Source organism: Aestuariirhabdus haliotis, from assembly GCF_023509475.1.
Classification (GTDB): domain Bacteria; phylum Pseudomonadota; class Gammaproteobacteria; order Pseudomonadales; family Aestuariirhabdaceae; genus Aestuariirhabdus; species Aestuariirhabdus haliotis.
This window is the reverse complement of record NZ_JAKSDZ010000004.1, coordinates 59,168-75,545: the sequence shown is the minus strand read 5'-3', so window position 1 is coordinate 75,545 and position 16,378 is coordinate 59,168. Positions and strand designations below refer to the sequence as shown.

18 protein-coding genes are annotated in these 16,378 nt (G+C 55.1%); 3 read left to right on the top strand and 15 right to left on the bottom strand.

The window, feature by feature from the left end; genetic code table 11:
• Positions 1-15: 15 nt before the first annotated feature.
• The 13 genes from tatC to MIB40_RS04820 form a co-directional block, all read right to left on the bottom strand.
• Positions 16-789 carry a twin-arginine translocase subunit TatC gene (gene tatC / locus MIB40_RS04880; RefSeq protein ID WP_249691483.1) on the bottom strand — a complete coding sequence of 258 codons (774 nt, stop codon included), beginning with the start codon at positions 787-789 and terminating at the stop codon, positions 16-18.
• A 40-nt stretch (positions 790-829) separates the two neighbouring features.
• Entirely contained in the window at positions 830-1,234 is a 405-nt protein-coding gene (gene tatB / locus MIB40_RS04875; protein ID WP_249691481.1) for a Sec-independent protein translocase protein TatB, read from the bottom strand.
• Positions 1,235-1,249: 15 nt separating this feature from the next.
• Positions 1,250-1,495 carry a Sec-independent protein translocase subunit TatA gene (gene tatA, locus MIB40_RS04870; RefSeq protein ID WP_249691479.1) on the bottom strand — a complete coding sequence of 82 codons (246 nt, stop codon included), beginning with the start codon at positions 1,493-1,495 and terminating at the stop codon, positions 1,250-1,252.
• Between the two features lie 50 nt (positions 1,496-1,545).
• Positions 1,546-1,881 carry a histidine triad nucleotide-binding protein gene (locus tag MIB40_RS04865; RefSeq protein WP_249691471.1) on the bottom strand — a complete coding sequence of 112 codons (336 nt, stop codon included), beginning with the start codon at positions 1,879-1,881 and terminating at the stop codon, positions 1,546-1,548.
• Positions 1,882-1,883: 2 nt separating this feature from the next.
• On the bottom strand, positions 1,884-2,219 hold the full coding sequence (locus MIB40_RS04860) for a phosphoribosyl-ATP diphosphatase (RefSeq protein ID WP_249691469.1): 336 nt from the start codon (positions 2,217-2,219) through the stop codon (positions 1,884-1,886).
• A gap of 73 nt (positions 2,220-2,292) precedes the next feature.
• Complete coding sequence (hisI, locus tag MIB40_RS04855; RefSeq protein ID WP_249691467.1) at positions 2,293-2,685, bottom strand: phosphoribosyl-AMP cyclohydrolase; 393 nt, start codon at positions 2,683-2,685, stop codon at positions 2,293-2,295.
• Positions 2,686-2,708: 23 nt separating this feature from the next.
• The gene (gene ubiB / locus MIB40_RS04850) at positions 2,709-4,313 is read right to left on the bottom strand and encodes a ubiquinone biosynthesis regulatory protein kinase UbiB (protein WP_249691465.1); all 1,605 of its coding nucleotides are present in this window, start codon (positions 4,311-4,313) and stop codon (positions 2,709-2,711) included.
• A gap of 2 nt (positions 4,314-4,315) precedes the next feature.
• Positions 4,316-4,957 carry a ubiquinone biosynthesis accessory factor UbiJ gene (locus MIB40_RS04845; protein WP_249691464.1) on the bottom strand — a complete coding sequence of 214 codons (642 nt, stop codon included), beginning with the start codon at positions 4,955-4,957 and terminating at the stop codon, positions 4,316-4,318.
• Between the two features lie 11 nt (positions 4,958-4,968).
• Positions 4,969-5,724 (bottom strand): bifunctional demethylmenaquinone methyltransferase/2-methoxy-6-polyprenyl-1,4-benzoquinol methylase UbiE, encoded by a 756-nt coding sequence (gene ubiE / locus MIB40_RS04840; RefSeq protein ID WP_249691462.1) that lies wholly within the window; start codon positions 5,722-5,724, stop codon positions 4,969-4,971.
• An 81-nt stretch (positions 5,725-5,805) separates the two neighbouring features.
• The gene (locus MIB40_RS04835) at positions 5,806-6,198 is read right to left on the bottom strand and encodes a gamma-butyrobetaine hydroxylase-like domain-containing protein (RefSeq protein ID WP_249691460.1); all 393 of its coding nucleotides are present in this window, start codon (positions 6,196-6,198) and stop codon (positions 5,806-5,808) included.
• Between the two features lie 71 nt (positions 6,199-6,269).
• Positions 6,270-7,601, bottom strand: coding sequence for an ATP-dependent protease ATPase subunit HslU (gene hslU / locus MIB40_RS04830; RefSeq protein WP_249691458.1), 1,332 nt, complete (start codon positions 7,599-7,601; stop codon positions 6,270-6,272).
• 19 nt (positions 7,602-7,620) lie between these two features.
• On the bottom strand, positions 7,621-8,163 hold the full coding sequence (hslV, locus tag MIB40_RS04825; RefSeq protein WP_249691456.1) for an ATP-dependent protease subunit HslV: 543 nt from the start codon (positions 8,161-8,163) through the stop codon (positions 7,621-7,623).
• A gap of 139 nt (positions 8,164-8,302) precedes the next feature.
• Positions 8,303-8,869 (bottom strand): SPOR domain-containing protein, encoded by a 567-nt coding sequence (locus tag MIB40_RS04820; RefSeq protein WP_249691454.1) that lies wholly within the window; start codon positions 8,867-8,869, stop codon positions 8,303-8,305.
• 361 nt (positions 8,870-9,230) lie between these two features.
• Here MIB40_RS04820 and argS point away from each other — a divergent pair, with 361 nt between their 5' ends.
• On the top strand, positions 9,231-10,979 hold the full coding sequence (argS, locus tag MIB40_RS04815; RefSeq protein WP_249691452.1) for an arginine--tRNA ligase: 1,749 nt from the start codon (positions 9,231-9,233) through the stop codon (positions 10,977-10,979).
• A 25-nt stretch (positions 10,980-11,004) separates the two neighbouring features.
• On the opposite strand, the gene MIB40_RS04810 is transcribed toward argS, so the two are convergent.
• Positions 11,005-12,864: a hypothetical protein gene (locus tag MIB40_RS04810; protein ID WP_249691451.1), complete on the bottom strand. Its 1,860-nt coding sequence runs from the start codon at positions 12,862-12,864 to the stop codon at positions 11,005-11,007.
• Positions 12,864-15,080 (bottom strand): primosomal protein N', encoded by a 2,217-nt coding sequence (locus tag MIB40_RS04805; RefSeq protein ID WP_249691449.1) that lies wholly within the window; start codon positions 15,078-15,080, stop codon positions 12,864-12,866. The genes MIB40_RS04810 and MIB40_RS04805 overlap by 1 nt, the downstream gene beginning before the upstream one ends.
• A 237-nt stretch (positions 15,081-15,317) precedes the next feature.
• On the opposite strand from MIB40_RS04805, the gene rpmE reads away from it, so the two are divergent.
• Complete coding sequence (gene rpmE, locus MIB40_RS04800; protein WP_249691447.1) at positions 15,318-15,533, top strand: 50S ribosomal protein L31; 216 nt, start codon at positions 15,318-15,320, stop codon at positions 15,531-15,533.
• Positions 15,511-16,335 carry a thermonuclease family protein gene (locus tag MIB40_RS04795; RefSeq protein WP_249691445.1) on the top strand — a complete coding sequence of 275 codons (825 nt, stop codon included), beginning with the start codon at positions 15,511-15,513 and terminating at the stop codon, positions 16,333-16,335. The genes rpmE and MIB40_RS04795 overlap by 23 nt, the downstream gene beginning before the upstream one ends.
• The last annotated feature ends 43 nt before the right edge of the window (positions 16,336-16,378 follow it).

Here is a 16,378-nt window from a genome sequence, read left to right as displayed (position 1 = left end):
AGCCGTTGGTTAGGCTTAGGAGGTCGCTTCTTCTTCCGGCTCTTCGTCGTCTTCCTTGGGTATCATGCGCCCGAACAGAATACCGATTTCAAACAGTACCCACATGGGGAGCGCCAGCAAGGCCTGGGAGATAACGTCGGGTGGCGTTAGCAGCATACCCAATACGAAGCATCCCACTACGACATAGGGACGCTTTTGTCCCAGGCTTTCCACGGTCGATGCCCCGGACCAGATCAGTAGCACGGTCGCGATGGGAATCTCGAAGGCGATGCCGAAGGCGAAGAACAGTTTGAGCACAAAATCCAGGTATCGGTTGATGTCGGTCATGATGGTGACATCGGAGGGGCCGACGCTGGTGAAAAAGCCGAACACCAGGGGAAATACCACGTAGTAGGCGAACGCGATACCGGCATAGAACAGCACTACGCTGGAAAACAGCATGGGAATCGCAATGCGCTTCTCATGTTGATAGAGGCCGGGTGCGATAAAGCTCCAGATCTGGTGCAGCAAAAACGGAATGGCGAGAAAGATAGCGAGGACTATGGTGAGCTTGAAGGGCGTTAAGAAGGGCGACGCGACCTCGGTGGCGATCATGGTCGAACCCTCGGGAAGAAACTTCCGCAAGGGTTCCGAGACGAAGGCGTAGATCTCATTGGCGAAGTAAAACAGGCCGAGGAAAATCACCAGCACCACTAATACCGAACGTAAAATACGATCGCGCAGTTCAACCAGGTGGGAAATTAACGGTTGTTCGGCGCCGCTTTGTTGGTCGCTATGGCTATCTGTCATGGTTTTTCGGTATTCCGGCTATACGTAAATCACACGAGTTTCAGGCATTGCTCTGGGCGTCGGGTTTGGCGGGTGGTTGGTCGCTGGCAGCGTCGCTGGCGGGTTCGTCGCTGGATGCCTTGGCCTGATAGGGTTTGATATCTGTGTCCAGTTGCTCTTGCTGCAGGCTGCGATTGATATCTTGCTGCACCTTCTGAATATCTCCGGTCAGCTCCCGACCGGTCTCACCCAGGTCCTTCAAAACGGTTTCGTTGTGCAGCTGTCGACGAATATCATCGGCGCCGACCTCGCGTTCTATTTCGCTTTTTACCGAAGCGAATCCGCGTTTGAGGCGCCCGATCCACAGTGCGATGGTGCGTACAGCGGTAGGCAGGCGCTCGGGTCCCAAGACCAGCAGGGCCACGATACTTATGATAACCAGTTCGGCAAAGCCAATATCAAACACGTTGCATCACCCTGTTCAGGCTTTCTTTTCTTCCGCTTTTTCGGCGGTCGTCTCGCTCTGGGTTGCCTGGGCGGTGTTGTCTTCCGGTTTGGGCTCTTCCAGTTGCTTGGCTTCTTCTTCGGTGTTCATGGCTTTCTTGAAGCCTTTAATTGCTCCGCCAAGGTCGCCGCCGAGGTTGCGCAACTTTTTGGTACCAAACAGCATCACCACGATGACCAAAATGATAAGCAGCTGCCAGATACTGATTCCACCAAATCCCATAATATTTCTCCCAAATAATTAGTGTGTAACAGGGTTGTTATTGTTGATGTTTAGATGGGGTGCAGCGAACCGCCCCCGAGAAGATGAAAATGCAGATGGAACACTTCTTGTCCACCGCCGGTACCCGTGTTGGTTACCGTGCGAAAACCCTGGTCGAGACCTTGCTGGCGGGCTATTTTGGGCAGCGTCAGTAAAATTCGTGACATCAGTGCCGCATCTTCTTCACGCAGGTCGTAGAGGTTTTCTATGTGCTTGTGCGGGATAACCAGCAAGTGAACCGGCGCCTTGGGACTGATATCCCGAAAGGCTACGCAATCATCATCCTGATAGACGATGTCGGCGGCAATATCCCCGGCGCTTATTTTGCAAAATAGACAATCACTCATGATTATTTCCCTGTGCGTGATGCTTTTTCTTCCAGTCCGGATAGGTCAAAACGACGTTCCAGCTCTTTTAAGATCTCTTCTGCGCCAAGGCCCAGGTGCGACAGCATAACCAGAGAATGAAACCACAGATCGGCGGTTTCGTACACCAGGTCTTTGGTCTGACCGCTGTGCTCAGCATCCTTGGCGGCCAGAATTGTTTCGGTAGCTTCCTCACCGACTTTTTCCAGAATCTTGTTAAGCCCTTTGGCATGAAGACTGGCAACATAGGAGTTGTCGGGTGCCGCTTGTTTGCGTTCTTCCAGCACTTGCTGGAGGGCGGCGAGTATGTCATTGCTCATAGGGTTAAACAGCTCTTGATAACGACAGGTACGGGTCGTTTCTAATGGTTTGATCGGCCTGGGCCGAAGCTTGTTAATAGATATCTTGCGGGTCTTTTAATACGGGGGCAACTGTTTTCCATTCGGGGTTCTCTTCAGCGGTATCCAGCTCTCGGTAAAAACAGCTGCGGCGCCCGGTATGACAGGCAATATCGCCGACTTGTTCAACCGCTAGCACCAGTACATCGGCGTCACAATCGAGGCGAATGGTTTTGATCTGTTGTACGTGCCCCGAACTTTCTCCTTTTCGCCACAGAGCGTTGCGTGAGCGGGACCAGTACACCGCGCGCTGTTCCTGCATAGTCAATTGCAATGACTCTGCGTTCATCCAGGCCATCATCAGGATCTCGCCGGTGGCATGGTCCTGAGCTATTGCGGGTACCAGGCCCTTATCATCCCAGGAGATCTGTTCTAACCAGTTGTCCATTGTAACCTCATTATGGTTTGCGGCTATTTGACCGCTATCAAGTAGAATCCAATCGCTAGCAGGGCGATGCTTTGCCATCCCGAGCCGTTAGACAGCAGCTGGGGGAGCTGAGGAGAAGCGCTTAACAGGGCCCCAATGATTGCCCCGGCTCCCAGAGCTTTACCTGGCCAGCGCGGCTTTTGGACCGGTTGAGCCGGAGGATGCTGGATGGCTCTGTTCTGCTCCTGCAATAAATTAAAGATCAGTTGTGGCACGTGGGGGGCTTGTTCTGCCCATTCCGGAGCCTGTTCGCGCAAGGCGCGCAGCAGTCCCCGAGGGCCTATGCGCTGCTTCATCCATCGCTCGAGATAGGGGTAAGCGGTTTGCCACAGATCGAGTTCGGGGTACAGCTGGCGACCCAGCCCTTCGATGTTCAGCAGGGTTTTTTCCAGCAGGACCAGTTGTGGCTGAACTTCCATGTCAAAGCGGCGAGCCGTCTGGAACAGTTTGAGCAGCAATTGGCCAAAGGAAATTTCAGACAGGGGCTTGGCGAAAATAGGTTCACAGACGCCACGGATAGCAGCTTCCAGTTCGTTGACCCGAGTCTCGGCGGGTACCCAGCCCGAGTCGATATGCAGTTGTGCGACGCGACGATAGTCCTGCTTGAAAAAGGCCAGCAGGTTACGGGCCAGATAGCTCTGGTCGTCCGGATTGAGTGAGCCCACGATACCGAAATCGAGGGCAATGTAGCGCGGGTTTTTTGGGTCGGCGATATCAACAAAGATATTGCCCGGGTGCATGTCGGCATGGAAAAAAGCATCGCGGAACACCTGGGTGAAGAAAATTTCAACGCCGTACTCGGCGAGGGTTTTCATGTCGATGCCCAGCTCTTTCAAGCGTTCGACGTCGCCGATCGGAACACCGTAAATGCGTTCCAGTGTCAGCACACGCTGGGCGCAGTAGGACCAATGGACTTCGGGAACATAGAGCTGTTTTGAGCTTTCGAAATTGCGCCGTAAAGCCGACGCATTGGCGGCCTCCAGCTGCATATCGAGCTCATCCATAATGGTGTGTTCGTAATCCGACACTACTTCTACCGGGCGTAACCGACGGCCATCGTCCGACAGGCGGCTGATCAGTTGCGCCATCAGGTAGAGCAGCTTGATATCTTTGCGGATCACCTGCTCGATGTTGGGTCGAACCACCTTGACGACGACCTCTTCACCGCTGTGCAGTTGCGCGCTGTGCACCTGGGCTACCGATGCAGAGGCCAGCTCTTTGGTGTCAAAACGGGCGAACAGCTGGTCGACGGGTTGCCCCAGTTCCTGCTCGATAATGCGCTGTGCTTCGGCGGTGCAAAAGGGAGGCACCTGGTCTTGCAGCTTGACCAGTTCGTCGGCGATATCATCGGGCAGGAGGTCCCGGCGCGTTGATAGCAGCTGGCCAAATTTTACAAAGATGGGTCCCAGCTCTTCCAATGCCAGGCGTAAACGTTCACCTCGACTTCGCTGGCTATTGCTGAACCGCCAGGGGGAAAGGGCACGCAACAGGCGCAGATACCAGGGGAGCTCCAGGCCTTGCAGCAAGTCATCGAGACGGTAACGGCCGATAACCCAGAGAATGCGAAAAAGGCGTCGCAGTTGTTGCACGTTTAGTCCTGTGAATGGTCGGTGGAAGCGAAGCGCCGTTGCAATTGGGCAATGCGGGCTTCAAGCCGGTCAAGATCGAGCCGAGTCTGTTGCAAATCATCCATAAAACACTCAACTTCGTTGGCTGAGGGCAGCATATTCAGCTCTTCCTGCAAATATTCAGAAACGGCGTTTTGTAAGCTGGCGTTGCTGGACGATAGCCAGCGTGCGCCTTGTTCCAGCTGGCGCGATACGCTGTGGGCAGCGACGTCTCCGACAACATTGGCCATCAGACCCTCGAAATCGAGTTCATAATGACGGGCAATCTGCTGTAGCTCTATGATCAGCGACGCGTCGCCTTCGATCCGGAATTCGTTACGATGTAACTCGTGGGCTATATCGTCGCTGACCAGGAGACTCAGCAAGGCGGTGCTACTGGCGTTGAGGGTCGCGTCGGCGGCCTGTTCATCGTAGCCCAGTAGCCGGACAGCATCCGCCTGTGGGCGAACAAAACACTCGAACCCGAGGTCGGTAATTCGAATACACAGCGATCGTTCCTGCATCCGGGCTAACCGCGCGAGGGTCGGTGGATCCCGCTGGAGCAGCCTGTTCAGGACGTTCTCGATACCGGCGAGCACGGCCATAGTGATCGTTGGGTCGATCATGCCAGCGCCTACTAAGGCTTAATGCCGCGATGCAGAGCGACGATACCGCCGGTCATATTGTGGTAGCTGGTACGAACAAAACCGGCCTCCCCCATCATCGTTTCCAGGGTCTCCTGGTCGGGGTGCATGCGGATGGACTCGGCCAGATAGCGATAGCTGTCGGCGTCGTCGACCACCACCTTGCCGATAATGGGAAGCAGGCTAAATGAGTAAGTATCGTAAATCTTGCTAAGCAGTGGATGCGTGGTTTTGGAAAACTCCAGCACCAGTAAACGACCACCAGGTTTGAGCACTCGGAGCATGGAGCGCAGGGCAGCGTCTTTATCGGTGACATTACGCAGGCCAAAAGCGATGGTGACAACATCGAAACTGTTATCGGGAAATGGCAGACATTCGGCGTTGGCCTGAACGTACTCCACATTGCCGGCGACGCCTCGGTCCATCAGTCTGTCGCGGCCGACCCGGAGCATGGATTCGTTGATGTCAGCCAGAACCACCTGGCCTTTTTCGCCCACCAGTTTGGAAAATTTAAGGGTCAGGTCACCGGTACCGCCGGCGATATCGAGTACCTTGTTACCCGCTCTGACACCACTGACCTCGATCGTGAAGCGCTTCCACAAACGGTGAACACCACCGGAGAGGAAATCGTTCATGATGTCGTACTTCTGCGCTACGGAATGAAATACTTCGGCGACCCGTTGTTCTTTTTCATGGGTCGGCACGGTTTCGTAGCCAAAGTCGGTAGTAGTGGTCGTGCTGTCAGACATGCTGTGGTTCCATACCTTGAGGGTAGAAGAACCCGCTATTCTAGCGTTGTCCTGAGGTGATGTCTTCTGTGGAAGGGAGCCTTAGCCCATTATTTTGACCACGCTCAAGTCCGGATCACGAGTGGCTCCGGCCTGCTCCAGACGCTCAAGGTACTGTTGCCAGTATTGTTGCTGGTTTTGTCCCAGTTTACGAAGGTAATTCCAGTCGTATAAACCTGAATCGTGGCCGTCATCGAACACCAGTTTGAGGGCGTAATTGCCGACGGGAACCAGCTCCTTCAGGTTGACCTTTATCTTACCGGTTTGCAGGGTTTCCTGGCCTTCGCCATGGCCTCGGACCTCGGCGGAGGGTGAGTGCACACGCAAAAATTCGCAGCTGAGCTCATAGTGCTCACCGTCGGCGTAAGACAGTTCCAGTATGCGAGACTTACGGTGCAATTTGATATCGACGGGAATGTTGGCAGGGTTGGTCATAGGTGCTCTCGTCTTAGCCGATTGAGACTGCAGGAGGAGTCAGACTCCCCCTGCATAGTAACGCTAACTCGCTAGAGAATGTAGCGGCTAAGATCCTCATCCTGGGCCAGTTCGCCCAATGATTGATCCACATAATCGGCATCGATGCTGACCGGCTCACCCGTACTGCCAAGGTCTGCGGCGGTAAAAGAGATCTCTTCCAACAGACGCTCCATGACGGTGTGCAGGCGGCGCGCACCAATATTTTCGGTACTTTCGTTGACCTGCCAGGCGACTTCGGCGATGCGGTTGATGCCACTTTCGGTAAAGCTGAGCGGTAGCCCCTCGGTCTCCATCAGTGCCTGGTATTGCTCGGTCAGGGAGAAGTCCGGCTCGGTCAGGATGCGTTCGAAATCGCCGGTGGAAAGCGCGTTTAGCTCAACTCGAATGGGGAGTCGACCCTGGAGCTCGGGGATCAGGTCGGAAGGTTTGGCCAGGTGGAATGCACCGGAAGCGATAAACAGGATGTGGTCGGTTTTGAGCATGCCAAACTTGGTGCTAACGGTACAGCCTTCAATGAGTGGCAGCAGATCACGCTGGACCCCTTCACGGGATACATCGGCACTGGCGCCGGTGGAGCGTTTGGCCACCTTGTCGATCTCGTCGATAAAGACGATGCCGTTTTGCTCGACGGCCTCAATGGCTTTGGCCTTGAGTTCTTCTTCGTTGACCAGTTTGGAAGCCTCTTCGACCTGCACCTGCTTCAAGGCTTCTTTCACCTTCAGTTTGCGGGTTTTACTGCGAGACTGGTTGAGGTTGGAGAACATGTTCTGCAGTTGACTGGTCATCTCCTCCATACCGGGAGGAGCCATGATCTCAACGCCGGCAGGGCCTTCCTTGAGCTCCAGTTCTATCTCTTTATCGTCAAGGTCACCCTCACGCAGTTTTTTGCGGAACAGTTGACGGGTGGAGGAATCCGCCGGTTTGGCGCTTTCTTCAAAGTTGCGGGCAGGAGGTAGCAGGGCATCCAGGATGCGCTCTTCGGCGGCGTCCAGGGCGCGATGCTGAACCTTATGCATCTCCTCTTCGCGCATCATCTTGATGGCGGCGTCGACCAGATCGCGGATGATCGATTCCACGTCCCGGCCCACATAACCGACCTCGGTAAACTTGGTGGCTTCGACCTTGATAAAGGGCGCCTTGGCCAGTTTGGCCAGGCGTCGGGCGATTTCGGTTTTGCCCACCCCGGTAGGGCCAATCATCAGAATATTCTTGGGCGAGATTTCGGCACGCTGATCGCTGCTCAGCTGCATTCGGCGCCAGCGATTCCGCAAGGCGATCGCGACTGAGCGCTTGGCATCAGATTGTCCGATGATGTGTTTGTCGAGCTCGTGGACAATTTCGCGGGGAGTCATATTGGACATAGTTGGGTTCCGGTAGAGGTTAGTCGCAATCGAGCACTTCGATGGTACGGTTGTGATTGGTGTAGATGCAGATGTCGGCAGCAATCTCCAGGCCTTTTTCGACAATGTCGCGGGCTTCCATCTCGGTGTTATGGAGCAAGGCTCGGGCGGCAGACTGGGCGAAGGGCCCTCCAGAGCCAATCGCGATCAGACTCTCTTCGGGCTCAATCACATCGCCGTTACCGGTAATGATAAGAGACGCTTTGGCATCGGCAACCGCCAGCAAGGCTTCGAGACGGCGCAGGGCGCGGTCGGTTCGCCACTCTTTGGCCAACTCAACGGCCGCACGGACCAACTGCCCCTGGTGTTTCTCCAGTTGGGCTTCGAAACGCTCGAACAGCGTAAAGGCGTCGGCGGTACCACCGGCAAAACCGGCGATGACTTTGTTGTTGTACAGGCGGCGCACCTTTCGGGCGTTGCCTTTCATAACGGTATTGCCCAGGGATACCTGACCATCGCCGCCAATAACGACTTTGCCGTTTCGGCGGACCGATAGAATCGTGGTGCCTCGATACTGTTCCAAAATGGATTCCTCGTGCTATCAGGGCTCATTGAGCCGCAAGGATGACAGCCTTGGTTTATGGTTGCTGTCGCGGGTGTCCCTTCAATATGGGGGGTAGCCGAAAAACTTCAAGTGGTGATCAATAATGGCCTGACCATGGTCATTTGAGTTTGAGGGGCAAGGGGTTGATGTTCAGGGCTGCGAGCGTGTTGCGCGCCTGGTTGAGGCTTGAGGTGTCGTTAAAGGGGCCTACCTGTACCCGGTACCAGGTTTCGTTGCCGCGAATAGTGACCTTTTGGGTTTTTACATCCAGCCCTTCCAGAGTCAACTGGGCGCGCAGGCGATCGGCATCACCGGAATTGCGGAACGACCCGGCCTGTAACAGATATACCCCGGGCTTTTCCGGTTTGCTTGGTTGTGTCGGTCGGGTGGTATTGGTTGAGGGCGCTGGGGAATCTGGCACCAGCACTTCGCTTTCGGGGAGCAGCGTATAGAAATCAAAAACCGCCCTGGGTTCGTCATCGTCGCTGGACTCAGCCTGTGGTGTGTCAGTCAGCTCCCTGACATCAACGGCGTTGGGCGCCAGCTTCATAAGAAACGCAATAAACAGTCCCGTTACGATACCGGTAAACATCCACACCCAGGCGGGAACATTGGAACTGGGGCGAGCGCGTTTGGCGGCGGGTTTGCGGCTGGCTCCGCTGTGGGTTTTACTTTGTCGGCTCATAAATAACAGTAAGGGGTCCGTTCGATAGGCGAATATGGGGCATCATTATCGCCATTGTTAGCTGGCCAACACAAGCGCAAGCGGCTGACGGGTAGGGGTTTATACTATTGTTATGGTGCGGTCTTTTGGTTAGTATCCGCCCTTATGAAATCCTTACTCATCCCCGTTATGGCCGACCAGCTTCTCGACTCTGGTGTCGAGAACCAGCTGAGTCCTGTCTGCGTGGTGACAATGGAACGACGACGTCTTCGCTTACCCTGATTTCACCAGGCCGGTCGGCGCTGTATGTATAAAACCCGATCAGTACTCCTGGTCGGGTTTTTTTGTACCTGATCATTTGCTTAACCTTTAAGGACATAACATGAATATTCGCCAGTTTCTTGATGCCAAGGTTGCTGCCGCACTATTGGCTGCCGGTGCGCCAGAAGGGAGTGCCGGTATGGTCCGGCCCAGTGCACGGGCAAATTTTGGAGATTACCAGGCCAATGGTGTGATGCCAGTGGCCAAGCGTCAGGGCATCAATCCTCGAGAGCTTGCCACGAAAGTGTTGACGAGCCTGGAAGTCGAGTTGGCAGATGTGGTGGACAAGCTGGAAGTGGCCGGGCCCGGTTTTATCAATATCTTCCTGCGCCCGGAATGGGTCGCCAAGCAATTGGAAGAGGCATACACAACCGATCGGGCGGGCGTGACTCCGGCGAGCCAACCGCAAACGGTGGTGGTTGATTTGTCGGCACCCAATGTGGCCAAGGAGATGCATGTCGGTCATCTGCGCTCCACGGTTATTGGTGATGCTGTCTCACGTACGCTTGAGTTTCTCGGTCACAAGGTGATTCGGGCCAACCACATAGGTGACTGGGGCACCCAGTTCGGAATGCTGATTGCTCACCTTGAAGAGTTGCAGAAAGAGAATCCCGAGGTTATGGAGTCTGAGCTGGGTGACCTTGAGCAGTTCTATCGTGAGTCCAAGACTCACTATGATAATAATCCCGACTTTGCCGCCAGGGCGCGTAACTATGTAGTGAAGTTGCAGGGTGGTGACGAGTGGTGTCTGGGCATGTGGCGCAAATTGGTGGATGTCACCATGGAGCAAAACCAGCGCACCTACCATCGCCTGAATGTGAACATCAGTCAGGAAGATACCATGGGCGAGAGCATGTACAACGACATGCTGCCAGGTATCGTGGCTGACCTGAAAGAGAAAAAACTGGCGGTCGAAGACGATGGCGCCATGGTTGTGTTCCTTGACGAATTCAAAGGCAAGGAGGGTGACGCCATGGGGGTTATCATCCAAAAACGTGATGGAGGCTTCCTTTACACCACGACCGATATTGCTTGCGCCAAATACCGTTATGAAACCCTGGGTGCGGATCGGGTGCTCTATTACATCGATGCTCGTCAGGCCCAGCATTTGCAGCACGCCTGGACCATTGTGCGCAAGGCAGGTTATGTGCCCGAATCGGTTCCGCTGGAGCACCACGCCTTTGGTGTCATGCTGGGCAAGGATGGCAAGCCATTCAAAACCCGCAGTGGCGGTACCGTGAAACTCTCCGACTTGCTGGATGAAGCCTTGACTCGGGCAGCGGCGCTGATTGCCGAGAAGAATCCGGATATGACCGAAGAACAGCGCGCCGAAGTGGCCAATGCGGTTGCCATCGGGGCTGTGAAATACGCGGATCTGTCCAAGAACCGTACCACCGATTACGTCTTTGACTGGGACAACATGCTTTCCTTCGAGGGTAATACGGCACCTTACCTGCAGTACGCGGTTACCCGTATTCGCTCAATCTTCCGTAAGGCGGGAGCTGAGATGACTCAGGTGCAGGGCGCGTTGCTGATCAGCGAGCCAGCCGAGCGAGCCTTGGCGACCAAGCTGGTGCAGTTCAATGAGGTGGTTGATAACGTGGCCCGAGAAGGTTGCCCGCATCTGCTGTGTACCTATCTGTATGAGCTGGCGGGTGCCTTTATGTCGTTCTACGAAGCCTGTCCTGTGAATAAGGACGGGGTCGAGGCAGAGGTTCGTCAGAGCCGTCTCAAGCTCTGTGCTCTGGTGGCTCGTGAGTTGGAACTGGGCCTGGGTCTGCTGGGTATCGATACCGTCGAGCAGATGTAATTGGCCTTGATGCTGTGCTGGATGATCAGTCGTCCAGTGCTGTATCAACCCTTGATTGGTAATGGTCGAATAGCCTCTGGTAACGCCACCCGCGCCACCCGAGACCTTCAAGTCGCTGCTCGACCTGTTCCAGGTGAATTGCCGCACCATGGCCGTCTCGCTCGGCCAGTGCGATATCGATTAGTAACCAAAAGGCATCGATACTTCCTCGCTCGGTGGCCGCTTGGGCTTCATCTTTTGCTCGAACTGTATTGCCCTGATGCAGTGCCAGCTGCGCTGTTAATAAATGCAATCGGGCCTGGCCAGTGTAAGCCGGGTTTTGTTGCAGGTTTTCCACTAACGCCGTAGCTTCTTCCAGATTCCAGTGACGGCATTCGGTGCTATTGATCACGCTGACCAGACGTTGCAAGCTGTCGATGATATCGCGCGAATAATCGACCTGGCGCCAGTATTCTGGTGTTGGCAAAGCAAGCGTCTCACTGCAACCGAGTAACAACAATCGCCCTTGTCGTATTGCAGGCAATTGTTGAAACGCTTGTTCTTGCATCAACAGCTTGGCAGCGGCCTGGTGCTCCCCCCGGTTGAGCAATTGTTGCGCGGCGCTCAGGCGAGCCCGTTCTGATTCGGGATGCCGTTCCAGTTTTTCGGCCGCCATCGATAAAGGCTGACTCCAAAGCCTGGCTTGTTGCAATGTCACTGCGGTAATGGCTAGCAGGTAGAGCGTGCAGGTGATGGCGATAAGCCAGCGATATCTCAAGTGTTTTTGCAGCAGTCGATTGATCAGTAGAACTGATCCCCAGGCAATGGCCACCAGGGGCAAATAGCTGCGGTGTTCGAAATAGATCTCCAGAGGAATGATGCTGGATTCAAGCAGTTGGGCGAGCAGGTACCAGCCCACAACAAAGCTGAAGGCTGGCCAGCGTCTGACATTAGCCCAGGCCAATCCGATAAGCGTGAGCCAGCCTAATACCGATGGCAGCGTATTAAGCGGGATAAGCCAGCTTTTGGAGATGACAAAATCGTCATGATAGATACTCAGCTCAGGGCCGATGGGCCAAAAGAATTGCGCCAGATAATGAAACAGGACACGGCTCTGTGTCAGCAGTCGTTCGGTCAGACTAAAGGGGCGGTAGTCGTAGTTAATCGATGCGGAAAAAAACAATAAATAGATTGCCAGTAAGATCAGGGGCAACCAGAACGCCAGACGTTTATAGGCGTTCCAGTAAGGGGGGCGCTTGTCGTTATGGTACAGGGTGTTATCGATCAGCAGTATTAATAGCGGCAATAAAACGGCATTTTCCTTGGCCAGTACGCCGAGTAACAGGCAAGCACCGTAGCTCAGGCTTAGTTCAAGGTAGCCGCGTCGCCAGCGGCACTGGGCAAATTGTCGCCGTGCTCGAAAGTAGGCGAGCACTCCGAGTAGGGAGAAGCAGGTTGCCAGCAACGTCATGCGCTGGATGGTATAGAGAACGCTGCTGAGGTGTAAGGGAGCTATTGACCAGTAGAGTGCTACGGCTAGCGCCAGCCAGTGAGCGTGTTTCAGGCCCTTGAGGCGAAACAAATGTAGGCTGAGAAGGGCGACCAGTGCGCTGTTGGCCAGGTGAATAAGCAGGTTAATCTGTTTGAACGCAGCAGGATTTTCCGGCCAGTGTTCTGCCTGAAGGGCGAAGCTGAGCATGGCCAGGGGACGGCCCAGAGCACTGGAGGCGTTCTGGAGCGTGGCATACCAAAACCCGCCAGGAGCTGATACATGTTGTAAGACGGTAAGGTTGGACAGGTCGTCCAGGTAAAAATCACTGACCAAACCGCCCATAAAGAGGCAATAAACCAGTACCAGCAGGGCCATCAGCAGACCCGAAAAAAGCCATCCTTGGCTTTTGTTCACTAGAGCATCTCCTGGGGATCGACATCGATAGACCAGCGGATTTTGCGGCTCAATGGGTGAGTTTCCATGGCAGGCAGCAGTTGTTGTAGCAATCGATGCAAGGCACGTCGCGAAGAGCTTTGCAGCAGCAGCTGGCTGCGATAACGGCCTTGCCTGCGCTCCATGGGGGCGGCGATGGGCCCCAATAAACTGACCTCGGTCGTTCCAGGTGAGCTGGCTTGCTGGCGGATATCGGCCAGGAATTGCTGTGCCGGCTGCATCTGTGCGGCTTCGCTGCGTAACAAGGCCAGGTACGTGTAGGGAGGAAGCCTCAGCAGGCTGCGTTCCCGAAGCAGGCTTCGGGCGAAGGTTTCGTAACCCTGGTGGATCAGCTGCAATAATGCCGGGTGTTCCGGGTTGTGGGTCTGGATGGCGACGCTCCCCTGCTTGTCGGCTCGTCCCGCCCGTCCGGCAACTTGCAAGAGTAGTTGCCCCATGCGCTCCAGACCACGAAAGTCGGTGCTGAACAGTCCGCTATCCACATCGAGAATGGCCACCAGAGTGACCGCCGGGAAATGATGACCCTTAGCCAGCATCTGGGTGCCCAGCAAAATACCAGGTTCGCCGCGATGGATCTGCTGCAATAACTGGTGCATGGCGTCTTTGCGGCGAGTACTGTCGCGATCAATGCGCAGTATGCTGGCCCTGGGGAAGCGCAGTTGCAGCTCCTCTTCACTGCGTTCTGTGCCTCGCCCGACTGGATTCAGCTCGTGGCTGTTGCACTTCGGGCATTGGAAAGGTACCTGAGCCTGGCTGTCGCAGTGATGACAATGTAAGTGAGGGGGGGTGCGGTGCAGTGTCATGCGCGAATCGCAAAGTCGGCAATCGGCCACCCAGCCGCACTGGTGGCACAGTAAGGTGGGCGCGTAGCCCCGGCGATTGAGGAACAGCAATACCTGATTGCCCTGCTGGAGATGTTGCTCAACCTGTTGTTGCAGGACGCTGGTCATGCCTGCTATCAGGGGCTGGTTGCGAAGGTCCAGAAGTTGGAAATCCGGTAAGGTGGCGGCGGCGCGATTGGGCAGCAGAAGTTGGCTGTAGCGCTGTTGTAGTGCATTGTGCAGCGATTCCAGGCTCGGTGTTGCCGACCCCAGTACGATGGGTATCTGTTCCAGCTTGGCGCGATAAATGGCCATATCGCGGGCGTTATAACGCAAACCATCCTGTTGCTTGTAAGAGCCATCGTGCTCTTCATCGACGATGATGATGCCCGGATTAAGTAACGGCGTGAATAGACTGCTGCGGGTACCGATCAGGATACCCGCCCGTCCGTTGCTGGCATCCAGCCAGGCTTTCAGGCGTTCGCGATCGTTGAGACCGGAATGCATGGCGACGACGGGGCGGTTGAAGCGTTGCCGAAAGCGCTGCAGGGTCTGTGGTGTCAGGCCGATCTCGGGGACCAGTACCAGGGCCTGTTTGTCTTGTCGAAGTACCTGTTCAATCAGGTGTAGATACACTTCCGTTTTACCGCTACCGGTGACCCCTTGCAGCAAGTGGCAATGAAATCTATCGAGATCGCAATCGACCCGCTCGACAGCGCGGCGCTGATCTTCATTAAGCGGATAGGGCGCTTCATGGAGTAAAGAGCCTTTACCGGGCATGGGTTCGTCGAGATGCTCACAAACCACGAGTTGTTTTTGCTCCAGCGCCCTTAGTGTGGCGCTGCTGATTCCCAGGCTGGATAGCAGGGGGCGACTGACGCCTTTGGGGTGTTCGCAGAGCCTTTCAAAGGCTTGCAGTTGCTTGGGAGCACGTCGCAGGGCGAGCCTGATCTGGTCATCGAGTGCTTTTGAGCAGCGCCAGTGGGGTTCAGCAAGGCTGGTGGCGTGACCCTGCCGCAACAGTGCCGGTAGGGCGTTGCTGAGTGTATCGCCCAGGCTGTGGTGATAATAATCGGCGCACCAGCGGCACAGCTTGAGCAGAGAGTCGGGCAGTATGGGATTGTGGTCGATCAGCTCGAGCGCTGTTTTGAGTTGTTCAGGCGTCAGTTCGCTCTGCTCCGGCTGCTCGATGAGCACACCAATCAGGGTGCGATTGCCAAAAGGTACGGCGATTCGAACCCCTTCGGCCAGTGCGTTTTGCGGCCAATCATCGGGAGCCAGGTAATCGAACAGTCGGCGCAAGGGGGAGGGCAGCGCGACCCGAAGGATCCTTCCTGATCGATCAGTATTTGGCATTGAGGCGTATTCGTCGTCTGGAGGTGAAAAGGGATGGTGGCCAGTGGTTCTATGGTATCACTCCCGGCGAATGTGGGAAGGCTTGTCGCTGGTACTGACTGCGCTTGCTTCCTGATCAAAATCTGGTAGGATTCGCCGTCTTATTTTTGTCCAGCTATCTTTGTGGGCAAAACATAGGGTGCGGTGCCAGGCAACGGGCTTGGTGGCGGCATCCAGCTACTTATAGAGGAATAGATCATGCAACCCGAAATTCATCCTGCTTACGAAGAGATCGAAGCAACCTGCAGCTGCGGTAATGTTATCAAAACCCGCTCTACCCTGTGTGCACCGATCCACCTGGACGTTTGCTCCGCTTGCCACCCTTTCTACACCGGTAAGCAGAAGGTACTCGACAGCGGCGGCCGTATTGAGCGCTTTAAGCAGCGTTTCGGTGCTCGTAGCACTCGCAAGTAAGAGTGGCTCCCTGAAGATGGGAGGTTGGAAAAAGGCGCTTATTGCAAGCGCCTTTTTTATTGTCTGTGATTTAGCACTTGCGCTGACCTGTGAGCCTCGGGGTGAGCTGGAGTCGGTGAAGTGGCGTACGGTTTTTGACGGTGACACCCTGTTATTAGCGGACGGGCGACGGTTACGCCTGTTGGGGGTGAATACGCCGGAGCTGGGTCGCGATGGCCTGGCCGATGAGCACGAAGCGGTGGCAGCCAAGCAGTTTGTAGCGCGTCAGCTCGACCGTAACTCTTCTTTGTATATTGAAACCGCTGAGCAGGAAAAAGATCGTTATGGTCGTTTGTTGGCTCGCGTTTATCTTGGTCCCGATAGGCATAGTCTGTCTGAATTGTTGATTCGACAAGGCTTGGGAGCTTTGGTCGTGGTGCCACCCAATGTTTCTGGTTGGCAATGTCTGGCCGAAGCCGAACGTGATGCGAAGCAGGAGGCGTTGGGTATCTGGGGGCAATGGCCTCTATCGCCGAAAGCCTTGGAGCGATCGGGGTTCTTTGTTCTGCAAGGGGAAATTACCGGTATCGACAGCAGTCAAAAATACTGGTGGTTGGAGGTTGATCGGGGTTTGGTCTTGAGAGTGTCCAAGGCTGATCGCCGACGTTATCCAATGCTCCCCGGGGAAGGCAATCTGGGTCAGTCTGTGGAAGTGCGAGGTTGGGTTATTGACCGTCAATCCCGAGGGGGTAAACTGAAAAAGGGGCATCGGCGCTGGATGTTACCTTTGCGCCATCCGGCGATGATCGAATTTCTGGACTAGCGATCTGGTTAGGAGCTTTTGGTGGTTGGGACACGAACTAAGA